The following is a 24,473-nucleotide window of genomic DNA, read 5'->3' as shown; positions in this document are numbered from 1 at the left end:
AATGAGCAAGTTTAACAGTAAAAATATTATGCCACGATATTCGCTCATAGCACTTGTTATGAGCCTTATTGCCATAGCTGTTGTTGCGAAGTCTGTATACATTATGATTGTTCAAAAGAATTACTGGTTAGAAGTCGCAGCAAAACAGAAGAAAGATAATGTACCTATTTTGCCTACACGTGGCAACATACTAAGTTCTGATGGAGAACTTATGGCTAGTTCGTTGCCGGAATTTAAAATATACATCGATTTTAAAACACTTAAAGAGTCAGGGAAAGATACTGCTTTTGTTGACAGTATAAATTACATTTGTAAAGGCTTAAATGAACTTTTCCCAGAGAAGACCGCAGGAAAGTTTAAACAAGACCTGCTAAATGGATTAAAAGAAGAAAGACGACATTTCCCTATTTGGAAAAATCGTATCGATTATAACACATATAAGGAGGTTAAGAAACTTCCTGTCTTTAAGTACAATAAATTTAAAAGTGGATTCCACGAAGAAGAATTTAATGCACGCAGACGTCCATTTGGTTCTCTTGCGCAACGTACTGTTGGCGATCTTTATGGTTCAAAAGATGTAGCCCGATGTGGATTGGAACTTTCGTTTGACAGTATTCTGCGAGGAACAAATGGTATAGAAAATCGTCGGAAAATCCGTAATAAATATCTTAGCATTACAGAAATTCCACCAGTTGATGGTTCTGATATTGTTACAACCATAGATGTTGGCATTCAAGACTTAGCCGAAAGGGCGTTGCTCAACGAATTACAAGAGATAAATGGTAACGTAGGCGTAGCCATTGTTATGGAAGTTGCGACAGGAGACGTCAAAGCTATCGTAAATCTTGATAAATGCGAAGATGGGCAATACCGAGAAATCAAGAACCATGCCGTAAGCGATTTGCTCGAACCAGGGTCTGTTTTCAAAACTGCATCTATGATGGTTGCGCTCGACGATAATGTGGTAGACACAATGTACACTGTAGAAACTGGTGGTGGTGTATGGACTATGTACGGGCGAGATATGAAAGACCACAACTGGAGACGTGGAGGCTACGGAACATTAACATTACCATGGTGCCTGAAGTATAGTTCCAATATTGGTGTAAGCCGAATTATAGACACTTTCTACCATAAAAATCCAGAGAAGTTCGTACAAGGAATCTACAATTTAGGTTTAGCCGATGACTTGCAAATTCCTATCACGGGCTATTCTCCTGCTAAGATTCGTATGCCGAAGAAAAATAAACACGGTCAATATATCAACTGGAGCAATACAGCTTTACCGTGGATGAGTATTGGATATGAGACGCAAGTTCCTCCGATTTCTACATTAACTTTCTACAATGCAATCGCAAATGGTGGAAAAATGATGCGCCCGCGCTTTGTTAAGAAAGTTGTGAAAGATGGAACTGCATTAGTTGAATATCCTCCGATAATACAACGCGAACGAATTGCAAAGGGATCAACCATTACACAGATACGTAGGATACTGACAGAAGTAGTATCAGAAGGGTTAGGAAAAAAGGCTGGTTCCGATAAATTTTCCGTAGCAGGTAAGACTGGTACAGCACAGATGTCGAAAGGTGTAGCAGGATACAAGACTGGAGTAACTGACTATTTATTGAGTTTTGCAGGTTTTTTTCCTGCCGACGCACCACGATATAGTTGCATTGTATGTATACAAAAGTCAGGCTTACCTGCATCGGGAGGTGGAATGAGCGGTGTTGTTTTTCATAATATCGCAGAAGGTATAATGGCACAGAACTTAAAGCTGAATGTGTCTGATGCAAGAGACTCTTCAGCATCGCTTATTCCATTGGTAAAGAGTGGCAATCTTTTAGCAACCGATTATGTGCTTTCTTCTCTCGGTTTTAATGTTAAAAACGGATGGAATGGTGCCTATCCATTCGGCAATAACATTTGGGGATTTGCAAAAACAGGTAAGAACGGAATAACACTCTCGGAAGAAAAGAATATTAATAAACGACATGTGCCTGACGTACACAATATGGGAGCACGCGATGCGATATACTTGTTAGAAAACTGTGGTATAAAAGTTATAATGTCTGGACGTGGCAGAGTGATAGAACAATCGCTTGTACCAGGTGAGAAAATAAAACAAGGTATGGTTTGTAAACTTCGTTTTGCATAAACCCTTAACGAATATGCCAATAAGTAAAAATAAATAAAAAAGAAACAAGATATATGAGGTTAAACGATTTGCTTAAATATGTAAAGCCATTAAGCATAACTGGTAATACAGACATAGATATTAAAGGTATCAATATCGATAGTCGCAAAATAGAACAAGGACAAATGTTTGTTGCCATAAAAGGTACTCAAACTGACGGGCATAAATTCATAAAGAAAGCAATAGAGTTAGGTGCTACTGCTATCTTATTGGAAGATATGCCAGAAGAACCTATTGGAGACAATGTTACCTATATAAAAGTTAAATCGACAGAAGATTCGGTTGGTAAGGTTGCAACTATGTTTTATGGAGACCCATCTCGTCATCTAAAACTTGTTGGAGTAACTGGTACAAACGGAAAAACAACCGTTGCCACCTTATTATATAATATGTTTCGCAAATTTGGATATAAAGTCGGGCTGCTTTCTACCGTATGCAATTACATTGACGATAAAGCTATACCGGCAGATCATACAACTCCAGATCCAATAGAATTAAACGAATTACTTGCAAGAATGGTTGCAGAAGGTTGCGAATATGCTTTTATGGAATGTTCGAGCCATGCTATTCATCAGCGTCGTATTGGAGGATTGAAATTTGCAGGCGGAATATTCACAAACCTAACACGCGACCATTTAGATTATCACAAAACGTTTGAGAATTATCGCAATGCAAAGAAGATGTTCTTCGACGACTTGGATAAAGACGCATTTGCCATTACCAATGCCGATGATAAAAACGGCATGATAATGGTACAGAACTGTAAGGCGCAAATAAAAACTTATTCTATTAAGCGTATGGCGGACTTCCGTGCTCACATTTTAGAATGCCATTTCGAAGGAATGTACCTTGAAATAGACGGAAAAGAAGTAGGCGTACAGTTCATTGGCAAGTTTAATGTAAGCAATTTATTGGCAGTTTACGGAACCGCAATAATGTTAGGAAAGAAAGCTGAGGATATTTTAGTTGCACTTAGTACATTGAAAAGTGTAAACGGACGATTAGAACCTATTTCTTCGCCCGATGGTTATACAGCAATTGTAGATTATGCGCATACACCCGATGCCTTAGAAAATACTTTACTGGCTATACATGAAGTTCTTGAAGGAAAAGGAGGACATGTTATTACAGTTTGTGGTGCGGGTGGTAATCGTGATAAGGGAAAACGACCACTTATGGCACTTGAAGCTGTAAAACATAGCGATAAAGTTATTCTTACAAGCGATAATCCACGCAATGAAGACCCTCAGTCTATCATTGATGATATGTTGGCAGGACTCGATAGTGCGCAAAAGAAGAAAGTTATTTCTATTGTAGATAGAAAAGAAGCTATCCGCACGGCTTGCATGATGGCACAAAAAGGCGATGTTATTCTTATTGCTGGCAAGGGACATGAGACTTACCAAGAAATAAACGGTGTAAAACATCATTTTGATGATCACGAAGTGGTGCGTGAGATTTTCGGATTACAAACACATGGTTAATTGGGCGAACAAAAGCCTATCTTAAAATAAATACATTATGTTATACTACATCTTTCGTTGGCTCGACCAGTTCGGCATCAGTGGTTCCCATCTTTGGGGGTATATTAGCTTTCGGGCAATAATGGCAATGATTTTTGCCTTGGTAATCTCTGCATGGTTTGGCGAGAGATTTATAAAGTATCTGAAAAGAAAGCAGATTACAGAGGTGCAGCGTGATGCAAGTATCGACCCATTCGGTGTAAAGAAGATAGGTGTTCCATCGATGGGCGGTATAATTATTATTGTCGCATTGCTTATTCCTGTATTGCTTTTAGGTCGTTTACGTAACATTTATCTCATCTTAATGGTGATTACTACGATTTGGCTTGGATTTCTCGGTGGAATGGACGATTTCATTAAAATTTTCAGACATAATAAAGATGGACTGAAAGGTAAATACAAGATTGTTGGACAATTTACCATCGGCCTGATTGTGGGCTTAGTTCTATGGGCATCGCCAGATGTTAAGTCGAATATCAACTTGGAAATGCACAACAATAATGGGAAGGAAATCGTAGTGAAACATGGGAAAGAGGCAGAAAAGACGCTTAAGACTACCATTCCATTCATTAAAAACCATAACCTTGACTATTCCGAAATTATGTCGTTTTGCGACAAATACAAAACGGCAGCAGGCTGGATTTTGTTTGTTTTTATGACTATCTTCGTAGTAACTGCCGTTTCAAACGGAGCCAATTTGAACGATGGAATGGACGGAATGTGTGCCGGGAACTCTGCCATTATAGGTGTGGCATTAGGAATTTTAGCTTACGTCAGCAGCCATATAGAATATGCAGCCTATTTAAACATAATGTATATTCCAGGCTCCGAGGAGTTAGTTGTTTTCTTTATGGCTTTCATTGGTGCTCTAATTGGTTTTCTTTGGTACAATGCTTATCCGGCACAAGTGTTCATGGGCGATACAGGGAGTCTTACCATCGGTGGTATCATTGCTGTGGGTGCCATTATCATTCACAAAGAATTACTGTTACCAATCTTATGTGGCATCTTCTTTATGGAGAGTTTAAGTGTGATAATGCAGGTCTATTACTTCAAATTAGGCAAACACAAGGGTGTAAAACAACGCATCTTTAAACGTACGCCCATTCACGACAGCTTTAGAACACAAGATAATCAATTAGATCCTGAATGTAAATATCTCATCAAGACTCCTCATACGCCAGTGCACGAAAGCAAGATTACTATTCGTTTCTGGATAGTAACCATTATCTTAGCAGCACTGACCATCATTACCCTGAAGATAAGATAACGGCGAGAAAGTACAACCAAAACAATACAATCGCAAGGGCAACATCCTTGCAAATGACAATAAAAGAAGAATAATATGAAAAGAATTGTTGTATTAGGAGCAGGTGAAAGCGGCGCAGGTGCAGCCGTATTGGCAAAAGCAAAAGGCTTCGAGGTTTTTGTTTCAGATATGTCTGCCATCAAAAATAAATACAAGACACTGCTCAACGCCCACAATATAGAATGGGAAGAGGGACAACACACGGAAAGCAAAATTCTGAATGCCGACGAGGTTGTAAAAAGTCCCGGCATTCCGAAAGAAGCTCCCATGGTGAAAAAACTAATCGAGCAGGGTACGCACATTATAAGTGAAATTGAATTTGCAGGCAGATACACCCATTCCAAAATGATTTGTATAACAGGGAGTAATGGCAAGACAACCACTACAAGCCTTATTTACCACATTTTTAAAGATGCAGGATACGATGTCGGCTTAGCAGGAAATATAGGTAGAAGTTTGGCATTGCAAATTGCAGAAGAACCACATGAGTATTATGTAATAGAACTCAGTAGTTTCCAGCTCGACAACATGTATGATTTCCGCGCAAATATCGCTATTTTACTGAACATCACCCCCGACCATTTAGACCGTTACGACAATAAGTTTGAGAAATATGCCGATGCAAAAATGCGTATCATTCAAAATCAAACGCACGAAGACAGCTTTATTTATTGGAACGATGACCCAGTAATCAAGAAAGAACTGGAGAAGTTTGATGTAAAAGCAGTACAATATCCTTTCTCTGAACTCAAAGAAAAAGGAAGTATCGGATATATTGAAGAAGGACAATACACACTCGAACAGCCTACCCCGTTCAATATGGAGCAAGAAGAATTGTCGCTTACGGGTAAACACAACATATACAACTCTTTGGCTGCCGGCATTGCATCGAATATCAGTGGTATAAAAAAAGAGAATATTCGCAAAAGTTTAAGCGATTTTCCCGGCGTAGAACATCGCTTAGAAAAAGTATGTAAGGTTGCCGGTGTACAATATATCAACGATTCAAAGGCTACTAATGTAGATGCTTGTTGGTATGCGTTAGAAAGTATGAAGACACCAACAATTCTTATTATCGGTGGAAAAGACAAGGGCAACGATTATAACCCAATAAAAGACCTGATAAAAGAGAAATGCGTAGGTTTGGTATATCTCGGCGCAGACAACAAGAAATTGCACGATAATTTCGATGAATTGGGCATTCCTGTACACGATACTCACTCAATGAAAGATTGTGTCAAGGCCTGTTACGCTATGGCAAAACCTGGCGACACAGTACTGTTAAGTCCATGTTGCGCAAGTTTCGACTTGTTTAAGAACATGGAAGACCGCGGCGAACAATTCAAATCTCTCGTCCATGCTTTATAAGTGCACAACAACATTACACATTAATCTTTATATTTTACAACTTCAAAAACGTTAGAAATGAACCTAAAGTCCCTTAACAATATCTTCAAAGGAGACAAAGTTATTTGGATGGTTTTCTTTATCCTTTGTATGGTTAGCATTGTTGAGGTATATTCTGCCTCAAGTACACTCTCATATAAAGGTGGAAACTATTGGGCACCACTATTAAAGCATGTTGGAATGCTTGTTTTAGGGTTCTTCACAATGATTCTTGTGATGAACACAAAGTGTCGCTATTTCAAGATAGCCACATTACCTGCGTTAGGCTTTTCGTTCTTTCTTTTAATAGTGGTGTGGCTTACTGGTGGCGTTACTAATGGTGCAAGTCGCTGGATAGAGATTATGGGCATACAGTTTCAACCGTCCGAACTGGGTAAAGGCGCCTTGGTCTTAGCCGTCGCACAGATTCTAAGTGCAATGCAAACAGAAAATGGAGCAGCCAGAAAGGCTTTCAAATACATATTAATTTTATCTGCCATCATCATCATTCCAATCAGTTTCGAAAATCTCTCCACGGCTATGCTGGCTGCTTTAACCGTTCTTTTAATGATGTTTGTGGGGCGTGTACCGCTAAAGCAGATTGGAAAACTATTGGGAGTTGGTGCGCTGTTATTGGTCTTCGCACTTGTGTTGGTTATGGCTGTAGGTACCGACAAAGAAGACAATCCACCAAAACAAAATCTTACCGAACAAACCATAGATACGGAAGAGAATACCGATACAGGCTTCTTTGCTAAACTGTTCCACCGTGCCGATACATGGAAGGCACGTATCAATAAGTTCTTAGACAATAAATATGTAGCACCAAAAGACTACGACCTCGACAAAGATGGACAAGTTGGACACGCCAACATTGCTATAGCTTCATCGAACATAGTGGGCAAAGGTCCTGGCAATTCTAACGAACGCGATTTCCTTTCGCAGGCTTTCTCCGATTTTATTTATGCTATTATCATTGAGGAAATGGGCATCATAGGTGCCGTCTTCGTTGCTTTCTTGTACATTGTTATTCTAATGCGGGCTGGGAAGATTGCAAGCCGATGCGAAAATTCGTTCCCTGCATTTCTTGCAATGGGCATAGCATTCCTGTTGGTTACACAGGCACTCTTTAATATGGCAGTAGCAGTAGGCTTAGCTCCTGTTACCGGGCAGCCACTACCACTTATTAGTAAAGGTGGAACTTCAACCATCATTAATTGCGTCTACATTGGCATGTTGCTAAGCATCAGTCGGTTTGCAAAGAAACGTAATAACGACATAACCGTTCAAACGGTTTCCACTGACGAATAAACACTATAAGCAATAAACAATTTAAAGACTAAATAGGCATCTCATCATTAATTACCAATATATTATTCCAGATACTTATTGGAAAATTAAATCGAGGTGTCGCGGATTGGAATTTTGTAGATTAGATGTTATTGTTTATTGGAAAAGGTTATTTTTCTTGGTGTATCCAAAACTGAATAAAGTTTTTATCCCAAGTCCTTTCAAAATAAAGGTAGTTCTTCTGTATTGTTATGTCCTAAAATATTGTTATTATAGTTTCCCATTCTTTTTATTATAGATTTTTATTTTGTTATTACAAAAAAATAATTTCTTATTATAAATTTTTCCCACATGCAATTTGATTATTTTTCTGTTCTGACTACTATGATACTCTCTTACGCTTAATAATCTATTTGGATAAATTCAATTAAGAAAATCGCAAAAAAGAAATGATAAAATTAAAGAAAATAACTAAAAATTTTGAATGTTGTTGTTTTTTATATATATTTGCAAGTAGAAGTGAGTGGGCTATTACTATTAGGTAATTTGAAGAAGAGAGAACAATATACAACTTGCATTTAGATACCTTGTCTCCAAAGGATATTGTACCTGCAAGTATAAAAGAATCATTAATAGTAACACAAATAATTTAATTATGCAGAAAAAAATAATACTTTTGTTGCTACCTCTTGTATTTGCCTGTTCACAAAAGATGTATGGACAAGTCCATTTTTTTGATGCTAATGTGAGCAAGTGCGGAGAGTTGAAGCAAGTTTTGGGTGATAAATGGGACAAAATAGATTCTTTAGTTGTGCACGGTCCAATAAATGGAGCAGACTTTACAACCATGTGGGAATGCAGCTTTGAGGGGAAGCTAACTGTATTAAATTTGGAACATGCGCAAATAGAAAATAATAAGATACCTACGCGTGCACTTTATAAAGTTGAAAAGCAAGCCGTTGATGACCCGAGAGCGTATCAGGGCGTGGTTTACCTCCCACTCCGCCGCATCATCCTTCCTGAGGGAATTCAGGAAATTGGAGACTTTGCTTTCTCAAGGATGAAATTAGAACAAATAAACCTCCCCAAAAGTTTGAGAAAGCTTGGTCGTTTCAGTTTTTCAAGCTGCCATTGGTTAAGTACCGACCCGTTGATTATCCCGGAAGGTGTAACGTCTATTCCATCACAATGTTTTGTAAATTGCCAATGCTTCAAGAAATTGATGCTACCCTCTACTATTAAGATAATTGAAGGATTTGCTTTCTACAACACAAGAGTGGAAGAAGTAAACTTTCCAGAGGGATTAGAGCTTATTAAAATTGCAGCTTTTGATGGGTGCGACTTGATGGAAGCAATATTGCCAAGTACTCTTAAAGAACTGTCTGATTTTACCTTTTCCATGTGCCCTAAATTACAAGAAATCAAAATTCCTGAAGGGATTACCAAGATCCCCTTTGCCTTTGCTTCTTGGTGTCGATCATTGGAAAAAGTGAATATCCCCAAGAGTGTTACAGTAATAGAGGATGATGCTTTCGGAAGCGATGTAAAACTCAAATCGATAGACTTGCCCGAGGGATTAAGACATATTGGGAAAGATGCTTTTTGGGAATGTGCAGTTGATTCCATTATATTTCCAGCTTCACTAGAATATTTAGGCGCAGGGAGTTGTGCAAATTGGGAAAATGTCAAAAAGATATATTCCCTCTCTCCTAACCCTCCTTGTTGTGCAGCTGATAAGGAAGGAAAGCATAAAACATTTCATGGTATCACTCCCAATGACATTCCCGTCTACGTTCCCATCGGCTCAGGAGAAAAATATCGTCAGGCTTTCGGCTGGAACTACTTCACGAACATCATTGAAACGGACAAGTTCCCAACCGGAATAATGTCGCCTAAGATGGGCAATAACGAACTATGTAAGGTATATGGGAAAGACAGCGAACTAATAATAGAAATTCCTAATTTGCTCTCATCGCCTATTCATTATTCCATTTACAGTATAGAGGGAACAATGATAGAACAAGGTTGTCTCACAAAATCTTATATAATAAAAATGCCTTCAAAGGGTGTCTATATTGTGCGTGTTGGAAATGCTACACATAAAATATTCTTGTAAGTCTTCATTAAAGACTTAATTAGTTCAAAGACAATCTACAGGAAAAAGTTATTCTATACAAATATAAGAATTTACTATTGTAAGCTTCTTATCTTTGAATAAGTAGATTTTTATTCTCTTTTGAAGTTGTATTGTGAATTATACAACTTCAAAAGAACGTTTTCGTTACCCAATGAGTAAAGTAAAAATTGTTTTCAGGCAGACAACAGAATAGTAGTCTAATGCAAAATTTGACAGAAACAACTCCCAATACAACAATTATAACAAGCTGGAAAATAACACTTCTCATAATACGATACTACATTTAGGCGTAATGGACATTTGGTAGGCTGAAAACCTCTCGTGTTTTAGTAATGGACATTTGGTAGGCTGGTAATTCCAGCCTACTTTTTTATATTCAGGAACCCATCTATGAACTTCTTTTTATTAACCTCCTTCATTCCATTATGATTACGCAATGCCCTTTTAAGTTGTGAGTTGAATCCTTCCAATAGATTTGTTGTATTGGGTATCTCTAATTCAGGATATTCTTCATAGGTATATAGCCATTTAAGGTGTGTCTTCACCGAACGCCTTGCACTTCTCAGTCTTCTATGTGTATAGGTTGTCTTGCCTGAGATTAGTAGAGTTCGTTCATCGAGGAACTCTTTCCATTCATCACACCATTTATCAAAGCCTGATGTGAATTCTTCTTTCCCGATAGAGAACATGCCTCTCATTAATGCCAGCAGCTCGATGCCTGCGGGCAAATGCGGATTGTTGGTAAGAAGCCTTCTGACTATCTGCAACTGGTGGAATTGACACATCTGTACAGGGCAGGATGTTACAGCTTGTAAAAGCCCGATATGTCCATCACACACCACTGCCTTTATCCGAGTTCCACCCTCCTCAATGCATCTGAGTCCCTCAAGGTATTCCTGGTTGGTCTCGTTCCTGACAAACCTGCGATGAAGTATCCTGCCTGATGCGGCATCTTGAAAGAGCATCACACCAAAGGTCTTGGAGAAGTAGGTCGTGTCCAGTATTATTGTTGCAGATTCAGGATAGATGGGAGTGAAGCTGTCTGCCACTGAACTTAGCCTACGGCGTATGGTTCTTTCTGAACATTTGTGAAGAGTGGAAAGCTCAGAAATAGTTCGTTTCTCGGTCAGATAGTCATTCCATAAACACACATTGTCTATACGATGACCACTTTGAAATTGCCTGCCACAATCCCTGCAAAAGTACATCTGGACATTACGCCGATGACCATTCTTTTTAACATTTGAACTGTTACAGAATATACAGTTTTTTTATTCATAAGCTTTCAAATGCTGCAAAGGTAATAAATAAAGGACATTTGAGAGGTTTCAGCCTACCAAATGTCCATTACGCCTACATTTATCATATTTCACATTTTTAAGTGGTTTATATTACGACAAAATAGAAAAAATGATTAACTTTGTAAGCTAATAAATAGAGCTGTTATGAACGAAGAGTTTAGAGTCATTATTAGTGGTGGAGGAACAGGTGGACACATCTTTCCAGCTGTGTCTATTGCCAATGCCATCAGCACTAAATATCCTAAGACAAAAATATTATTTGTTGGAGCAGAAGGGCGAATGGAAATGCAACGTGTTCCTGCTGCAGGCTACAAAATAAAAGGCTTGCCCATTAAAGGTTTCAACCGTGCAAACAAGCTGAAAAATATCAGCGTGCTCTGCAAGCTTTGGAAGAGTCTGCGCTTGGCACGTAAGATTATAAAAGACTTTAACCCACAAGTAGCCGTAGGTGTAGGTGGTTATGCCAGCGGTGCAACATTGTATGAATGTTCGAAGATGGGCATTCCTTGTCTAATTCAAGAACAAAACTCTTACGCTGGTGTAACCAACAAGATACTTGCCAAAAGAGCTAAGAAAATTTGTGTAGCTTACGAAGGTATGGAACGCTTCTTTCCTGCTGACAAGATTATTATGACAGGAAACCCCGTACGTCAAAATGTTCTCGAAACACCGCTCTCACAAGAAGAGGCCAGGAAACAATTCGGACTTAACCCTACAAAGAAAACTATTCTACTGGTAGGTGGCAGTCTCGGTGCACGCACCATCAATCGTGCAGTATTAGAACATTTAGACCTTATCGATGTTTCTGATGCACAGTTTATTTGGCAGACGGGTAAGTATTATCATCAGACTATCCTCGACCAGATAAAAGGAAAAGAACTTCCTAACTTGAAAATAATGGACTTCATCGGCGATATGGGTGCAGCCTACAAAGCAGCCGACTTAGTTATTAGTCGTGCGGGCGCAAGCTCTATTAGTGAATTCCAGCTCATAGGTAAACCTGTTATACTTGTCCCAAGTCCAAATGTAGCAGAAGACCATCAAACCAAAAATGCAATGGCGTTGGTAAACAAAGGTGCAGCTTTATTCGTAAAAGATATTGAAGCACCTAACACTCTTTTACAATTGGCTATAAAAACAGTAAACGATGAGCAGAAACTTGAAAGTTTAAGCCAAAATGTAAAGAAAATGGGACTACACAATTCGGCTGATGTTATAGCTGACGAGGTGATAAAACTAATAAAACAATAAAAGAGTGCCAACTTGGAATGGCTGACATTCTAACATCATATAAAGAAATGAAATTAAGGGATATTCAAGCAGTTTATTTCGTAGGCGCCGGAGGCATTGGCATGAGTGCCTTAGCACGATATTTCCATCATAAAGGTCTTGTGGTTGCTGGTTACGATAAAACACCATCTGACTTAACTCACCACTTAGAGCAAGAAGGAATACAATTGCACTACGAAGATAACATAAACTTGATTCCAGAAACGTGTAAAGATCCATCTACTACATTGGTAGTCTACACACCTGCCGTACCAAATACGCACACAGAACTAACATATTTCCGTGAAAATGGCTTTGAAATAGAAAAACGTTCACAAGTTTTGGGCAGACTTACACAAACTCATAAAGGACTTTGCTTTGCTGGTACGCACGGAAAAACTACGACATCTACAATGTGTGCTCATATCATGCACGAGAGTCATTTGGATTGCAATGCTTTCCTTGGTGGCATATCAAAGAACTATGGCACGAACTACATTTTCTCCCAAAAGAGCGATTATGTAGTTATTGAAGCCGACGAGTTCGATCGTTCTTTCCATTGGTTACGCCCCTATATGAGTGTTATTACATCTACAGACCCCGACCATTTAGATATTTACGGAACAAAAGATGCCTACTTAGAAAGTTTCCGCCATTACACCGAACTAATACAGCCAGGTGGGACACTTGTTATTCATAAAGATTTGGAGATGAAACAAAACGTACAGACTGGTGTAAAAGTGTACGAATATAGTAGAGATGCTGGCGACTTTCATGCCGAAAATGTTCGTATACAAAATGGTACCATTGTGTTCGATATGGTTTCGCCCATCGAAAACGTAACAAACATAGAGTTAGGTCAGCCTGTTCCTATCAATATTGAAAACGGAATAGCGGCTATGGCATTGGCACAACTTTGCGGTTGTACAGCCGATGAACTTCGATATGGCATGAGAACTTATGCCGGAGTAGACCGTCGTTTCGATTTCAAAATAAAGAGCAATCGCCATGTATTGCTTTCCGACTACGCACATCACCCAAAAGAGATTATACAAAGTGCCAAGAGTCTGAAGGAGATTTATCCAAATAGAAAGATTACAGTAATCTTTCAACCGCATCTCTACTCACGTACGGAGGACTTTTACATGGACTTTGCCGAAGCACTCAGTCATTTCGACGAGGTTATTCTCACAGAAATCTATCCTGCCAGAGAAAAAACTATATCGGGCGTTACATCAGCACTTATCTACGATAATCTGAAAAGTAATGTAGAGAAACAAATGATTAAAAAAGACGACGTACTAAAATTTGCAAAAGGCAGAGACTTCGATGTCCTTGTTATACTCGGAGCTGGAAATCTCGACAATTATACAGAACAACTTGCAGAGATAATAAAAGAAAAAGAATAGGTTTGGAGAATGGATACAAGTTGGAAGAAGATTATTTTCTATGTATTAGATGTCGTCTTGGCATTCTACCTTGTTATGGCTGTAACTTCGTGGAACACACCGGACAAGAGTCGTCGTGTATGTACTAAAGTAAATATAAATATCTCTGACTCCAATAACTCTGGTTTTCTTAGTGCTAAAGAAATCAAATCCATTCTTGAGAAAGATAGGTTGTATCCGCTTAACAAACAACTTAATGCTATAGTACCTCGAAAGATAGAAGAGGCATTAAAAGTGGGGCCATTTGTAGATACGGCACAGTGCTACATAACAGAGAATGGACATGTGAACATTAGAATTTCGCAACGTATGCCTATCATTCGTATCAAAAACAACAAAGGCGAAGACTACTATTTGGACGATAATGGAGGTATTCTTCCTAACTCTAAATACACAAGCGATTTAATCGTGGCTACGGGGAACATTAGCAGACCGTTTGCACATTTCGCCATTACTCCTATGGCAAAGGCTATAAACAAATCTGAGTTTTGGCTCAACCAAATCGAACAGATAAATGTTCGTCCAGATAAAGGCATAGAATTTGTACCGCGCATAGGCGACCATATTATATTTATTGGATATCTGCCAATAAGAAGGAATAAAGCCGCAAATGATAAAGGTATCGACGAGTTTGTTACGAAGAAACTCGAACGAACCGAAAAGTTCTATCGCTACGGACTTTCGCAAGCGGGCTGGAATAAATACTCTTATATCAATGTGGAGTTCGACAACCAGATTATCTGCAAAAGAAAAGCTGTACAACAACAGAATGGCGGACAGCAACAATCCAAGCAAGAGGAAAAAATACAAACGGAAGTAACAGAATAAAAACAAATCATAAAGAAATTAGTGTATGGCAGAATTTATTGTAGCCATTGAACTGGGCTCATCGAAAATCATAGGTATAGCTGGAAAGAAAAATCTTGATGGCAGCATTTCTGTGAATGCTGTCGTTAAAGAAGACGCATCGCAATGTATCCGAAAGGGTGTAGTCTACAATATCGACAAAACAGGACAATGCTTGACCAATATCATAAATAAATTAAAGAAACAACTTAAATACGAGATAACACATGTTTATGTGGGCGTGGGAGGTCAGTCTATTCGCAGTGTAAAGAATGTAATTGTAAAAGACTTGCCTGCAGGAACTATCATTTCGAGCAACATGATTAACGAATTGATGGATGCAAACCGTGATATGAGTTATCCGGACCAAGAAATTCTCGATGCAGCCACTCAAGAATATAAAGTAGATAACCAGGAATCTATTGATCCTGTAGGAATTAAGGCAAGTCATTTAGAAGGAAACTTCCTAAATATTTTATGGCGTAAATCTTTCTACGACAATCTCAATAGTTGTTTTGAAAAGGCTGGTATTGCTATTGCAGAAATGTATTTGGCACCTTTAGCTTTAGCTGATAGTATTCTCACCGATAACGAAAAACGCGGGGGGTGTGTGCTTGTCGACCTTGGGGCTGGCACGACTACCGTCTCTGTCTATTATAAAAGCATACTGAGACACCTTGCCGTGTTACCACTTGGTGGGGCAAATATCACGAAAGATATTGCAAGTTTACAAATAGAAGAGAAAGATGCTGAGAAGTTAAAGCTTACACACGGCAGTGCATACACCGACGATAATGATATAGATAACAAACAATCGTATACCGTTTCCGATGATTTCTCTGTAGAAAGCAGAACCCTTGTTGACATCATCGAGGCTCGTATCGAAGAAATTATTGAGAATGTCATTTACCAAATTCCAGCTGAATATGCAGACAAATTGTTAGGTGGCTTTATTCTTACAGGTGGCGGTTCTAATATGAAGAACATCGAACGTGCCTTCCGCAACCATTCACACGTAGACAAAATCAGGACAGCAAAATTTGTTACTCAGACTATTAACGCCAACAATGCTGACATCAATGCCAAGAATGGTACAATGAACACCATTCTCGGCTTGCTGGCAAAGGGGGACATTAATTGTGCAGGTATTCCAATCAATCCTGATCAAAAGCTTTTTGAAGATGCTGCTAAGCCTACGACTTCAACTACAAGCGACCTACATAGAGAACCAAGAAAGGCACCCGAGATTGGACAAGGGGTTGTTTTAACTGCTGCAGAAAAGGAAAAGGCTGAAGCAGAACGTCGGCGCATAGAGGAAGAGGAGCACAAACGCAGAGAAGAGGAAGAAGAAAAGCGTAAACGTGAAGAAGAAGAGAAGCGTAAGAATAGCTTTTGGGGTAAACTTACTCGTAAAGTTAAAGAATTTGGTGGTACAATCTTAGAACCAGAAGAATAGTAAAAGAAAGTGTTCTAAGGAATAGAAATTTAGAATAAGACAAAGAAATAGGTTATGGCAGATAACAATATGAAGAAAGAAATACTCGACTTTGGTGAAGCTGAACAAAACAGCATCATCAAGGTTATCGGTGTTGGTGGTGGTGGTGGCAATGCCGTGAACCACATGTATCGTGAAGGCATACACGACGTAACATTCGTTTTGTGCAATACTGACGCACAAGCACTCAACGACTCTCCTGTCCCCATACATCTACAACTTGGCAAAGAAGGATTAGGAGCCGGCAACAAACCCGAAAAGGCAAGAGAGGCAGCTGAAGAAACTATCGACGATATAAAAGATATGCTAAACGATGGTACCAGAATGGCATTTATAACCGCTGGAATGGGTGGCGGCACTGGCACCGGTGCAGCTCCGGTTATTGCGAAAGTAAGCAAAGACATGGGCATTCTTACCGTTGGCATCGTAACAATTCCATTCCGTTTTGAAGGAAACAAAAAGATAGACCAGGCACTCGATGGCGTAGAAGAAATGTCGAAGCACGTAGACGCCCTGCTGGTGATAAACAACGAGCGTCTGCGCGAAATATATCCCGAGATGAGCGTGCTCAATGCTTTCGGAAAGGCGGACGATACACTAAGTGTTGCTGCCAAGAGTATTGCAGAAATTATCACCGTGCACGGACTCATCAATCTCGACTTCAACGATGTAAAAACAGTGCTGAAAGATGGTGGCGTTGCCATCATGAGTACTGGTTATGGTGAAGGCGAAGGCCGTGTAAAGCAAGCTATCGAAGATGCTTTGAACTCTCCGTTGCTCAACGACAATGACATCTACAACTCCAAGAAGATACTTCTTTCTATCAATTTCAGTAGCGACAACAATGACAATCCTGGCTTGACGATGGAAGAGATGAGCGATGTTAACGAATTTATGAGTCACTTTGGCAACGGATTCGAACTGAAATGGGGATTGGCACTTGACCCAGACCTTGACAAGAAAGTGAAAGTAACTATCCTTGCAACAGGTTTCGGCATCAAAGATGTAGAGGGAATGGATAGTCTTATCAAAAAACATTCGCTGGAAGAGGCAGCACGCATTGCCGAACAAGAAGAACACCAAATGACATTAGACGACCGCAGAGGACGCTTCTATGGTGGAAGCAAGTCTACAAAGTCGAAACGTCGCCCACACATCTACATCTTCTCGCAAGAAGACTTGGACAATGAGGACATAATTCTCGCCATCGAAAACACACCAACATACAAGCGCACAAAGCAAATGATAAAGGATTTGAAGGCTACGCCAGAGAAGAAAGACGATGTCCAGGAAGAAGAAGTCCAGGGTGTCATCAGCTTTGTATAAAAACAAGTTCAATCTTTTCAACAATAAACCAACTACGAAAGATTATGAAAAAAGAAAGAATTTCATTCATCTTAATGCTCTTCAGCATTTTCTTCTTCTCGGCTTGTTCGGACAAGGAAGAAATAGATAATTCATTTAAGATTACTGTTACTCCTCCTACTTTAATGCTTAAAGTAGGAGAAACAGCATTTATAACAGTCAATGATGTCCCTGAAGGTGCAGACGTAATATGGAAATCCTCAGACGAAAAAGTTGCCAAAGTTGATAATGGCAAGGTAGAAGCTTTAGAAAAAGGAACTGCCAAAATTACGATTATTGCCAAGAAAGGCGATATTTCTTCTAAAGCACAATGCGAAGTAATAATTAAAGAAGACCCTCAAAACCAAACTATCAAGTTTGCTGATGCTTATTTAAAGAAACGGTTGTTAGATATTCCAGACTTAGATGCTGACAAGGATGGCAACATCTCAATCAAAGAAGCAAAGACTATACACAAGCTGAACTTCAGTTATGCAGCAGGAGAGACCACCACTGATGAGAATACCATCAAGAGCTTGGAGGGTTTACAATACTTTGAAAACCTCGACACACTTACCTTAAACTACAATAGAGTTACCGATGCTACTCCCATCAGCAACTTAAATAAGCTTTCACAACTGCATATAGGCTGCAACCCCATCAAGTCGATTGATGTTTCACACCTCAAAGAATTGAAAGATTTACGCATTTTCAAATGTGAAATAGAAAAACTGAACCTCGCCAACAATTCCAAGTTGCAGATATTAGACATTCACAATACAAACATAAAGCAGTTGGATTTTACTCCTTTAAAAGAGCTTGTAACAATTGTTGCGCGTTCTACAAAACTCACCAGTATACGCTTAACAGATATGCCAAAGCTTACAGGCATTGACCTCCGTCAAGGTATTCTACAGGAATTCATTGCCAACAACCTGCCACAAATTGAGAAATTATATATAGAGCAAAATAAAATCAGCAGGCTTGAACTCAATAACTTGCCAAAATTGCAGCATCTTGTTGCATACGAAAATAAAATAAGCAAAATTGATTTCAATTTGCCTAAACTGATGTTCCTTACCGCTTACGATAATGAAATCAGCCAAGCCGACTTCAGTAAGATGCCTATGCTCTTCCGTTGCTATATCAGCAATAATCTTCTCAAAAAGATTGACTTCAGCAAAAATAAGTTTATCGGGCAAATAGAAATACTTCAAATGCCTAACTTGGAAGTCATCGACCTAAAAAATGACAGTTTTATGGACAACCACGAATACGATATTCTATACAATAACCCAAAACTAAATAGAATACATGTGGATACTGGCGAAGAGGAAGCGTATGTAAGAGGATTAGCAAAAAACTTCCCCAATATTATAATCAATGCAGATTAAACCAAAATTTACCATTTGGGGAATGTCCGCTTTGGAATGTGCCAATGTTCTCCCACAATGGCAATAAAGCACATTTATGAAGATACAAAAAGGAGTTGAGACTGCGACGAACTCAACTCCTTTTATATTTCCCATAACTTGTCTGCATTTTAACTTTTTCTAAACTGTGATGGACTCTTGCCATAACGATCCTTGAAGTACTTTCCCAAGAAACTTTGGTTAGGGAAGTGCAGCTCTTCAGCTATTTGTTTAATGCTCATCTTACTATTCTTCAATAATACCCGTATCTCCATCATCACATAATAATCTATCCATTCGCTTGGTGTGCGCTTACTGACATGCTTGATTGTTTCCGACAGATACTTGGGAGAAATGTAAAGTTGCTCGGCATACCAACTTACACGACGTTCGGAACGATATTCCTTTTCCACCAATCGTATAAAATCGGCAAATATGGTTTCTCCTCTCGACTTTCCAGTTTTCTCTACTTGTTGTATACGATAAATAACATTGCACATATCGTATATAAGTACTTTCAGCATTGTAGCTACCAATTCGCGACGGAATTCGTGATCGAGATCGAGTATTTTCAACTTAACAGCTTGAATGTAGTTAAGTAATTCTTTCGCCATGTGGGACTCGGTGTGGAAAACAGGGTGACGCCGTGCAAAAAGAAAGAGCGTTGTAAATTCTCTGATGTTACTTACCACTTCTTGAAAAAAATCATACGACAGAAACAAACAAACTCCTTTTGTGTCAGGCGTCATCTTATAGTCGCCCATAACCTGCCCTTCGCTAACGATTAGAATATCGTTCGTAGAAACCTTATGTACCACAGTGTCTACTGTATATTCTACTTCACCTTCTGTACAGATAGCCAACAAGAGACACCTCATTTTAGAAGTTTCGGTAAGCGAGGGTAATCCTGTTGTCTGGTCGTATAATAACAAGTCACTATCTATACTGAAACCATAGGGGTTTTTAGCTTTAATGAAATCATTATTAATTTCTCTCATATAGCATTATTTTGTCCGAACCGTCACTTGTTCTGCAAGCGCAAAAGATTGCGAGAGTTCGTAGATTAAGTAATTAAATCTGGCAAATGTCTACAGCTATGCATCGATGTTTGCATAGGTTGCATTCTGTTCTATGAATTCACGACGCGGTTCAACATCGTCTCCCATCAACATTGAGAACATTTCATCGGCAGTTGATGCATTCTCAATTGTTACTTGCTTCAGTAAGCGTGTCTTAGGATCCATTGTTGTTTCCCAAAGCTGTTCCGGGTTCATTTCTCCCAAACCTTTGTATCGTTGTGTGTGGACAGCCTTGTTCTCTTCGTCCCCCCCGGCATACTTGTCAAGGAATTGCAATCGTTGTTGCTCTGTGTAGCAATACTCGCTCACCTTTTTATAAGTACACTTGTAAAGCGGAGGAGTGGCAATATATAGATGTCCTTCTTCGATTACACGGGGCATATAACGATAGAAGAGTGTCATAATGAGGGTATCGATGTGAGAGCCATCGACATCGGCATCGGTCATTATAATAATCTTATCGTAACGCAGCTTCTCGGTATTAGCTTCAAAGTCAGACTCTCCTTCCACTCCGAAACGAACGCCTATTGACTGAATGATATTCATAACCGATTCAGCTTCGAACACTCTATGACGTTGAACTTTCTCTACATTAAGTATTTTTCCTCGCAAAGGCAGAATGGCTTGTGTATATCGGTCGCGACCTTGTTTGGCAGAACCACCAGCAGAATCGCCCTCCACAAGGAATATTTCGCAGTCTTTGGGATCTTTATTAGAGCAATCGGCAAGTTTTCCTGGCAATCCGCCTCCCGTCATCACGTTCTTGCGCTGAACACTTTCGCGTGCTTTGCGGGCTGCAATACGAGCTGTTGCCGCCAAAATAACCTTATCGCAAATAAGTTTAGCTTCAGCAGGATTTTCCTCTAAATAGTAAGAGAGAGCCTCGCCTACAGCTTGCTGAACAGCACCAGAAACTTCGCTATTTCCCAGCTTTGTCTTGGTTTGTCCTTCGAATTGTGGTTCGGCTACCTTAATAGAAATAACTGCTGTCAGTCCTTCGCGGAAGTCCTCTCCCGTTATTTCTATTTTAGCCTTTTCTATTTGTTTTGCTATTTGTGGATCATTATCGGCATATGCCTTCAATGTGCGTGTCAATGCCGTACGGAATCCTGTGAGATGCGTTCCTCCTTCTATGGTATTAATGTTGTTGACATACGAGTGTATGTTTTCGTTATAATCGGTGTTATACATTATGGCAACCTCTATTGGAATGCCTTGCTTTTCAGTCTTCAAGTATATCACATCATCGAAAAGATGAGTACGATGTCGGTCTACGTATCTTACAAATTCTTTTAACCCATCTTTGGCATGGAAAACTTCCTGGCGTGTTTTGCCTTCGGTATTGGGACGCAAATCGGTTAGTGTAATCTTTATACCTGCATTTAAGAAAGCAAGTTCACGCATACGACGTGCAACTATATCCCACTGAAATATGGTTGTAGTAAAAATACTGCCATCGGGCCAGAACTGCTGACGCGTACCAGTCTTATCGGTTTCACCAACCACTTTTACTGGATAGAGAGGCTTTCCCTGTTCGTATTCTTGCTGGTAAATCTTTCCATTCCGGAATACCTGCGACTTCATGTGAGAAGATAGCGCATTTACACAACTAACACCTACACCATGTAGACCACCACTAACTTTATAGGAACCCTTATCGAACTTTCCACCAGCGTGCAGCACTGTCATAACGACTTCGAGCGCACTTTTATGCAATTTCTCGTGTTCGTCCACAGGAATTCCACGTCCATCATCTTCTACTGTTACAGAATTATCCTCGTTGATGGTTACTTCGATATGGCTACAATAGCCAGCCATTGCTTCATCAATAGAGTTATCTACTGTCTCGTTTATGAGGTGATGAAGTCCTTTTTCGCTTATATCGCCAATATACATTGCAGGACGCTTACGCACTGCCTCAAGCCCTTCAAGGACCTGAATATTACTGGCCGAGTAGTTGTTCTCGTTTTCTAAGTTATCTACCATTTTATTTTCTGAATCTGCTTGTTCTTTCTCGATAGCCTTACCAAGCTGTTTATGCGCTCTCGGTGTTTCATTAACCCTAAGGATATCTCATTGCAAAGATACGAAAAATACCTTATTAAAAGTAACATCTAATACAAAAAAAAGTTTAATAAAGGCGATTCATAATACATCACACCCTTTGCAAAGAGTAATTCTCATTTGGTTGATACTTAAAAAGAATATAATGCTTATTCAAATCTTATTGTTCCGTGATATTTCTACAACTATGACATGAAGAAAACATTAAGAGGAATAATAAATAAAAGAACATTTGGGTTATAGACGTATAAATCGAAAAAGGTTACAGCCTATCATTAGACTATAACCTTCTCTTATTCTTTATCTCTATGACCTTACTTACATTCTACCCAAGCGTAGCAATATGATGACAAAGACCAGACTTTAAATTTGCCGCTTTATTCTTATGAATAATGTTTACTTTCGCAAGTTTATCAAGCATCTTTTGCAGGGTTGGATACAACTTAACAGCCTCTTCCTTATCAGAGATGTTACGGAACTTGCGAACAGCGTTACGCATTGTCTTTGCGTAATATCTATTGTGCAAAGTCTTCACCTTGTCTTGGCGAATTCTTTTAAGTGATGATTTATGATTTGCCATCTTTACTTTTAATTTTTGTTTGTAGTCTCTAGGGGAATCGAACCCCTCTTACAAGAATGAAAATCTTGTGTCCTAGCCGATAGACGAAGAGACCATCTGTTGTTTTGCGGGTGCAAAGGTATTAGTTTTATTTCAATTGTCCAAATTTTATCGAATATATTTTTTGCCCCATTACATTTTTTGTATCTTTGTGCTTGGGAAAAGTTTTATGATAACAAAGACAAGAGGAATAGTACTGCGAAGTGTTCGTTTTGGTGAATCATCGCTAATTATTGACGTACTGACGGAGTTGTCGGGGCGTGTTTCTTTTGTTGTGCACATTCCCAAAACATCAAAAGGAAGAGTGAAGAAGCAATATTTCCAACCCATGACCTTGCTCGACTTTGAATACGATTTCAGGCAGCGAATCAGCTTGCAACATATTAAAGATGTAAGAATAGCTCAACCTTATTCGTCTGTTCCGTACAATCCTTTGAAATCGAGCATTTTGCTTTTCCTTGCGGAATTCCTATATTATACTACTCGCGACGAGCAAGAGAACTCCACATTATTTAATTATATAAGTACAAGTTTGGAATGGTTCGACAGCACCTGCGATGGTTTTGCCAACTTCCACCTTGTTTTCATGATGCGTCTGGGCAAGTTTCTTGGCTTTCACCCTTTTCTTGACAATTTCACTCAGGGCTGTTTCTTCGACCTTCGCAATGGTTGCTTCACGCTGTCGGCACCTTTACATTCCGATTTTCTAAATGCAACAGACGCCGGACACATGCACACGTTGATGCGAATGAACTTTGAAACGATGAAACTTTTCAAACTCTCACACGACGAACGCAACCGAATTACCGAGCTTGTGTTGCACTACTATCGTCTCCACATACCCAATATGCCCGACCTTCAAAGTTTCGATATCTTGCGCGAGGTATTTTCCTAAAAGGTATATATCTTGATTTTATTTCTCAAAACATATTTTAACGATACAAGATGCAACCTTTTACGTATCTTCTCATTTATTTGACGAGTACTCAGAGAGAAATAAAATGTAAGTTTAATACAATAACAAGAACAATGAAAACAAGTAAAATATTCTTAGGACTTATTTCTATATTCACCGTGTGCAGCCTTTTCACCTCGTGTGATAATGACACTAACGACAATGTCAAAAGGTATCCCAATGCTATTGTTACAATAAAACCCATTAACGGTGGCGCGAGTTTCAATGTTTGGGTAAGCGAAAAGGTGCAAGGACCACCCAGTAATCTTACCAAATCGCCATACGGAAATAAGGAAGTAAGGGCTATTGCCAACATAAAAGAAGAGAAAGACGCCAAAGGTAAGACCAAAATATACATCAACTGGATGGACAGCATACGCACAAAGCAGGCTATCGCACTCAAGAACACCGAAATGGACTTGAAAAAGTATGGCGAAGACAGATTGGAAATCGTGAATGGATTTGGCACAGTTGTAGAAGATGGCTACCTTACTCTACGATACAGCACTGCCATGCGCGACCTCAAAGCCAAACGTGACATAAACTTAATTGTCCAGCACTCGGAAAAAGAACCTTACAAATTAGTGCTTGCCTACAACGCCCACGGCGATAACAAAGGGCGTTTTGCATCGGGCTTTATTGCATTCAGATTATCCGAAATTGACAAGATAGCACAAAAGAATGGGAAAAAAGATGTAACTTTACACCTCCATTGGAAATCTTACCAAGGTGACAAGCATACCTTTTTCAAGTATCATGTAAGAAATGATAGTAAATAAAGGTAAAGAGACAATACGCACTG

The 24,473-nt window shown here is 39.2% G+C and carries 18 protein-coding genes, 1 tRNA gene and 1 pseudogene; 14 read left to right on the top strand and 6 right to left on the bottom strand.

The features are described 5' to 3' along the window. Nucleotide 1 precedes the first annotated feature (1 nt). From RDV52_RS02575 to RDV52_RS02550, 6 genes are all read left to right on the top strand, one after another. Nucleotides 2-2,155: a penicillin-binding protein gene (locus RDV52_RS02575; RefSeq protein ID WP_004367294.1), complete on the top strand. Its 2,154-nt coding sequence runs from the start codon at nt 2-4 to the stop codon at nt 2,153-2,155. Between the two features lie 53 nt (nt 2,156-2,208). Then, complete coding sequence (locus RDV52_RS02570; protein WP_004367296.1) at nt 2,209-3,678, top strand: UDP-N-acetylmuramoyl-L-alanyl-D-glutamate--2,6-diaminopimelate ligase; 1,470 nt, start codon at nt 2,209-2,211, stop codon at nt 3,676-3,678. Nucleotides 3,679-3,715: 37 nt separating this feature from the next. After that, a complete protein-coding gene (locus tag RDV52_RS02565; RefSeq protein WP_004367297.1) occupies nt 3,716-4,987 on the top strand; it encodes a phospho-N-acetylmuramoyl-pentapeptide-transferase in 1,272 nt (423 codons plus the stop codon). Nucleotides 4,988-5,062: 75 nt separating this feature from the next. Then, nucleotides 5,063-6,394: a UDP-N-acetylmuramoyl-L-alanine--D-glutamate ligase gene (murD, locus tag RDV52_RS02560; protein WP_004367299.1), complete on the top strand. Its 1,332-nt coding sequence runs from the start codon at nt 5,063-5,065 to the stop codon at nt 6,392-6,394. Nucleotides 6,395-6,451: 57 nt separating this feature from the next. Beyond that, nucleotides 6,452-7,723 (top strand): FtsW/RodA/SpoVE family cell cycle protein, encoded by a 1,272-nt coding sequence (locus tag RDV52_RS02555; protein ID WP_004367301.1) that lies wholly within the window; start codon nt 6,452-6,454, stop codon nt 7,721-7,723. 634 nt (nt 7,724-8,357) lie between these two features. After that, nucleotides 8,358-9,818 carry a leucine-rich repeat domain-containing protein gene (locus RDV52_RS02550; RefSeq protein ID WP_004367302.1) on the top strand — a complete coding sequence of 487 codons (1,461 nt, stop codon included), beginning with the start codon at nt 8,358-8,360 and terminating at the stop codon, nt 9,816-9,818. A gap of 383 nt (nt 9,819-10,201) precedes the next feature. Here the strand turns inward: RDV52_RS02550 and RDV52_RS02545 are convergent, their stop codons facing one another. Further along, nucleotides 10,202-11,047 carry an IS256 family transposase, variant Zn-binding type gene (locus RDV52_RS02545; RefSeq protein WP_004364288.1) on the bottom strand — a complete coding sequence of 282 codons (846 nt, stop codon included), beginning with the start codon at nt 11,045-11,047 and terminating at the stop codon, nt 10,202-10,204. Nucleotides 11,048-11,053: 6 nt separating this feature from the next. Then, a pseudogene (locus RDV52_RS11230) lies at nt 11,054-11,101 on the bottom strand (hypothetical protein); the annotation flags it as partial. A 183-nt stretch (nt 11,102-11,284) separates the two neighbouring features. Between RDV52_RS11230 and murG the strand changes: the two are divergent. The 6 genes from murG to RDV52_RS02515 are packed head-to-tail and all read left to right on the top strand — an operon-like array spanning nt 11,285 to nt 18,936. Next, nucleotides 11,285-12,391 carry an undecaprenyldiphospho-muramoylpentapeptide beta-N-acetylglucosaminyltransferase gene (murG, locus tag RDV52_RS02540; protein WP_004367305.1) on the top strand — a complete coding sequence of 369 codons (1,107 nt, stop codon included), beginning with the start codon at nt 11,285-11,287 and terminating at the stop codon, nt 12,389-12,391. Nucleotides 12,392-12,438: 47 nt separating this feature from the next. Beyond that, nucleotides 12,439-13,818 (top strand): UDP-N-acetylmuramate--L-alanine ligase, encoded by a 1,380-nt coding sequence (gene murC, locus RDV52_RS02535; protein WP_172606454.1) that lies wholly within the window; start codon nt 12,439-12,441, stop codon nt 13,816-13,818. Nucleotides 13,819-13,827: 9 nt separating this feature from the next. Further along, the gene (locus RDV52_RS02530; RefSeq protein WP_004363000.1) at nt 13,828-14,685 is read left to right on the top strand and encodes a cell division protein FtsQ/DivIB; all 858 of its coding nucleotides are present in this window, start codon (nt 13,828-13,830) and stop codon (nt 14,683-14,685) included. Between the two features lie 25 nt (nt 14,686-14,710). Next, nucleotides 14,711-16,159, top strand: coding sequence for a cell division protein FtsA (gene ftsA / locus RDV52_RS02525; protein ID WP_004362999.1), 1,449 nt, complete (start codon nt 14,711-14,713; stop codon nt 16,157-16,159). 54 nt (nt 16,160-16,213) lie between these two features. Beyond that, the gene (gene ftsZ / locus RDV52_RS02520; RefSeq protein WP_004367307.1) at nt 16,214-17,524 is read left to right on the top strand and encodes a cell division protein FtsZ; all 1,311 of its coding nucleotides are present in this window, start codon (nt 16,214-16,216) and stop codon (nt 17,522-17,524) included. Between the two features lie 44 nt (nt 17,525-17,568). After that, complete coding sequence (locus tag RDV52_RS02515; protein ID WP_004367308.1) at nt 17,569-18,936, top strand: leucine-rich repeat domain-containing protein; 1,368 nt, start codon at nt 17,569-17,571, stop codon at nt 18,934-18,936. Nucleotides 18,937-19,085: 149 nt separating this feature from the next. Here RDV52_RS02515 and RDV52_RS02510 read toward each other — a convergent pair whose 3' ends face one another. The 4 genes from RDV52_RS02510 to RDV52_RS02495 all read right to left on the bottom strand — a co-directional run bounded on the left by RDV52_RS02510 (nt 19,086) and on the right by RDV52_RS02495 (nt 22,771). Then, a complete protein-coding gene (locus RDV52_RS02510) occupies nt 19,086-19,952 on the bottom strand; it encodes a helix-turn-helix domain-containing protein (RefSeq protein ID WP_004362995.1) in 867 nt (288 codons plus the stop codon). 96 nt (nt 19,953-20,048) lie between these two features. Next, complete coding sequence (gyrB, locus tag RDV52_RS02505; RefSeq protein WP_004362994.1) at nt 20,049-22,019, bottom strand: DNA topoisomerase (ATP-hydrolyzing) subunit B; 1,971 nt, start codon at nt 22,017-22,019, stop codon at nt 20,049-20,051. Nucleotides 22,020-22,422: 403 nt separating this feature from the next. Next, a complete protein-coding gene (rpsT, locus tag RDV52_RS02500) occupies nt 22,423-22,677 on the bottom strand; it encodes a 30S ribosomal protein S20 (protein WP_004362993.1) in 255 nt (84 codons plus the stop codon). A 22-nt stretch (nt 22,678-22,699) separates the two neighbouring features. Next, nucleotides 22,700-22,771 (bottom strand) — tRNA-Glu (locus RDV52_RS02495). Nucleotides 22,772-22,885: 114 nt separating this feature from the next. Here RDV52_RS02495 and recO point away from each other — a divergent pair. Together recO and RDV52_RS02485 are read left to right on the top strand one after the other, a co-directional pair. Beyond that, nucleotides 22,886-23,611, top strand: a complete 726-nt coding sequence (gene recO / locus RDV52_RS02490; RefSeq protein ID WP_004362992.1) for a DNA repair protein RecO — start codon at nt 22,886-22,888, stop codon at nt 23,609-23,611. Between the two features lie 134 nt (nt 23,612-23,745). Beyond that, nucleotides 23,746-24,450, top strand: a complete 705-nt coding sequence (locus RDV52_RS02485) for a NigD1/NigD2 family lipoprotein (RefSeq protein WP_023925867.1) — start codon at nt 23,746-23,748, stop codon at nt 24,448-24,450. Nucleotides 24,451-24,473 lie beyond the last annotated feature (23 nt).

The organism is Prevotella nigrescens (genome assembly GCF_031191185.1).
Lineage (GTDB): Bacteria > Bacteroidota > Bacteroidia > Bacteroidales > Bacteroidaceae > Prevotella > Prevotella nigrescens.
The sequence above is the reverse complement of the archived record's forward strand: the minus strand, read 5'-3'. Positions and strand labels throughout refer to the sequence as shown.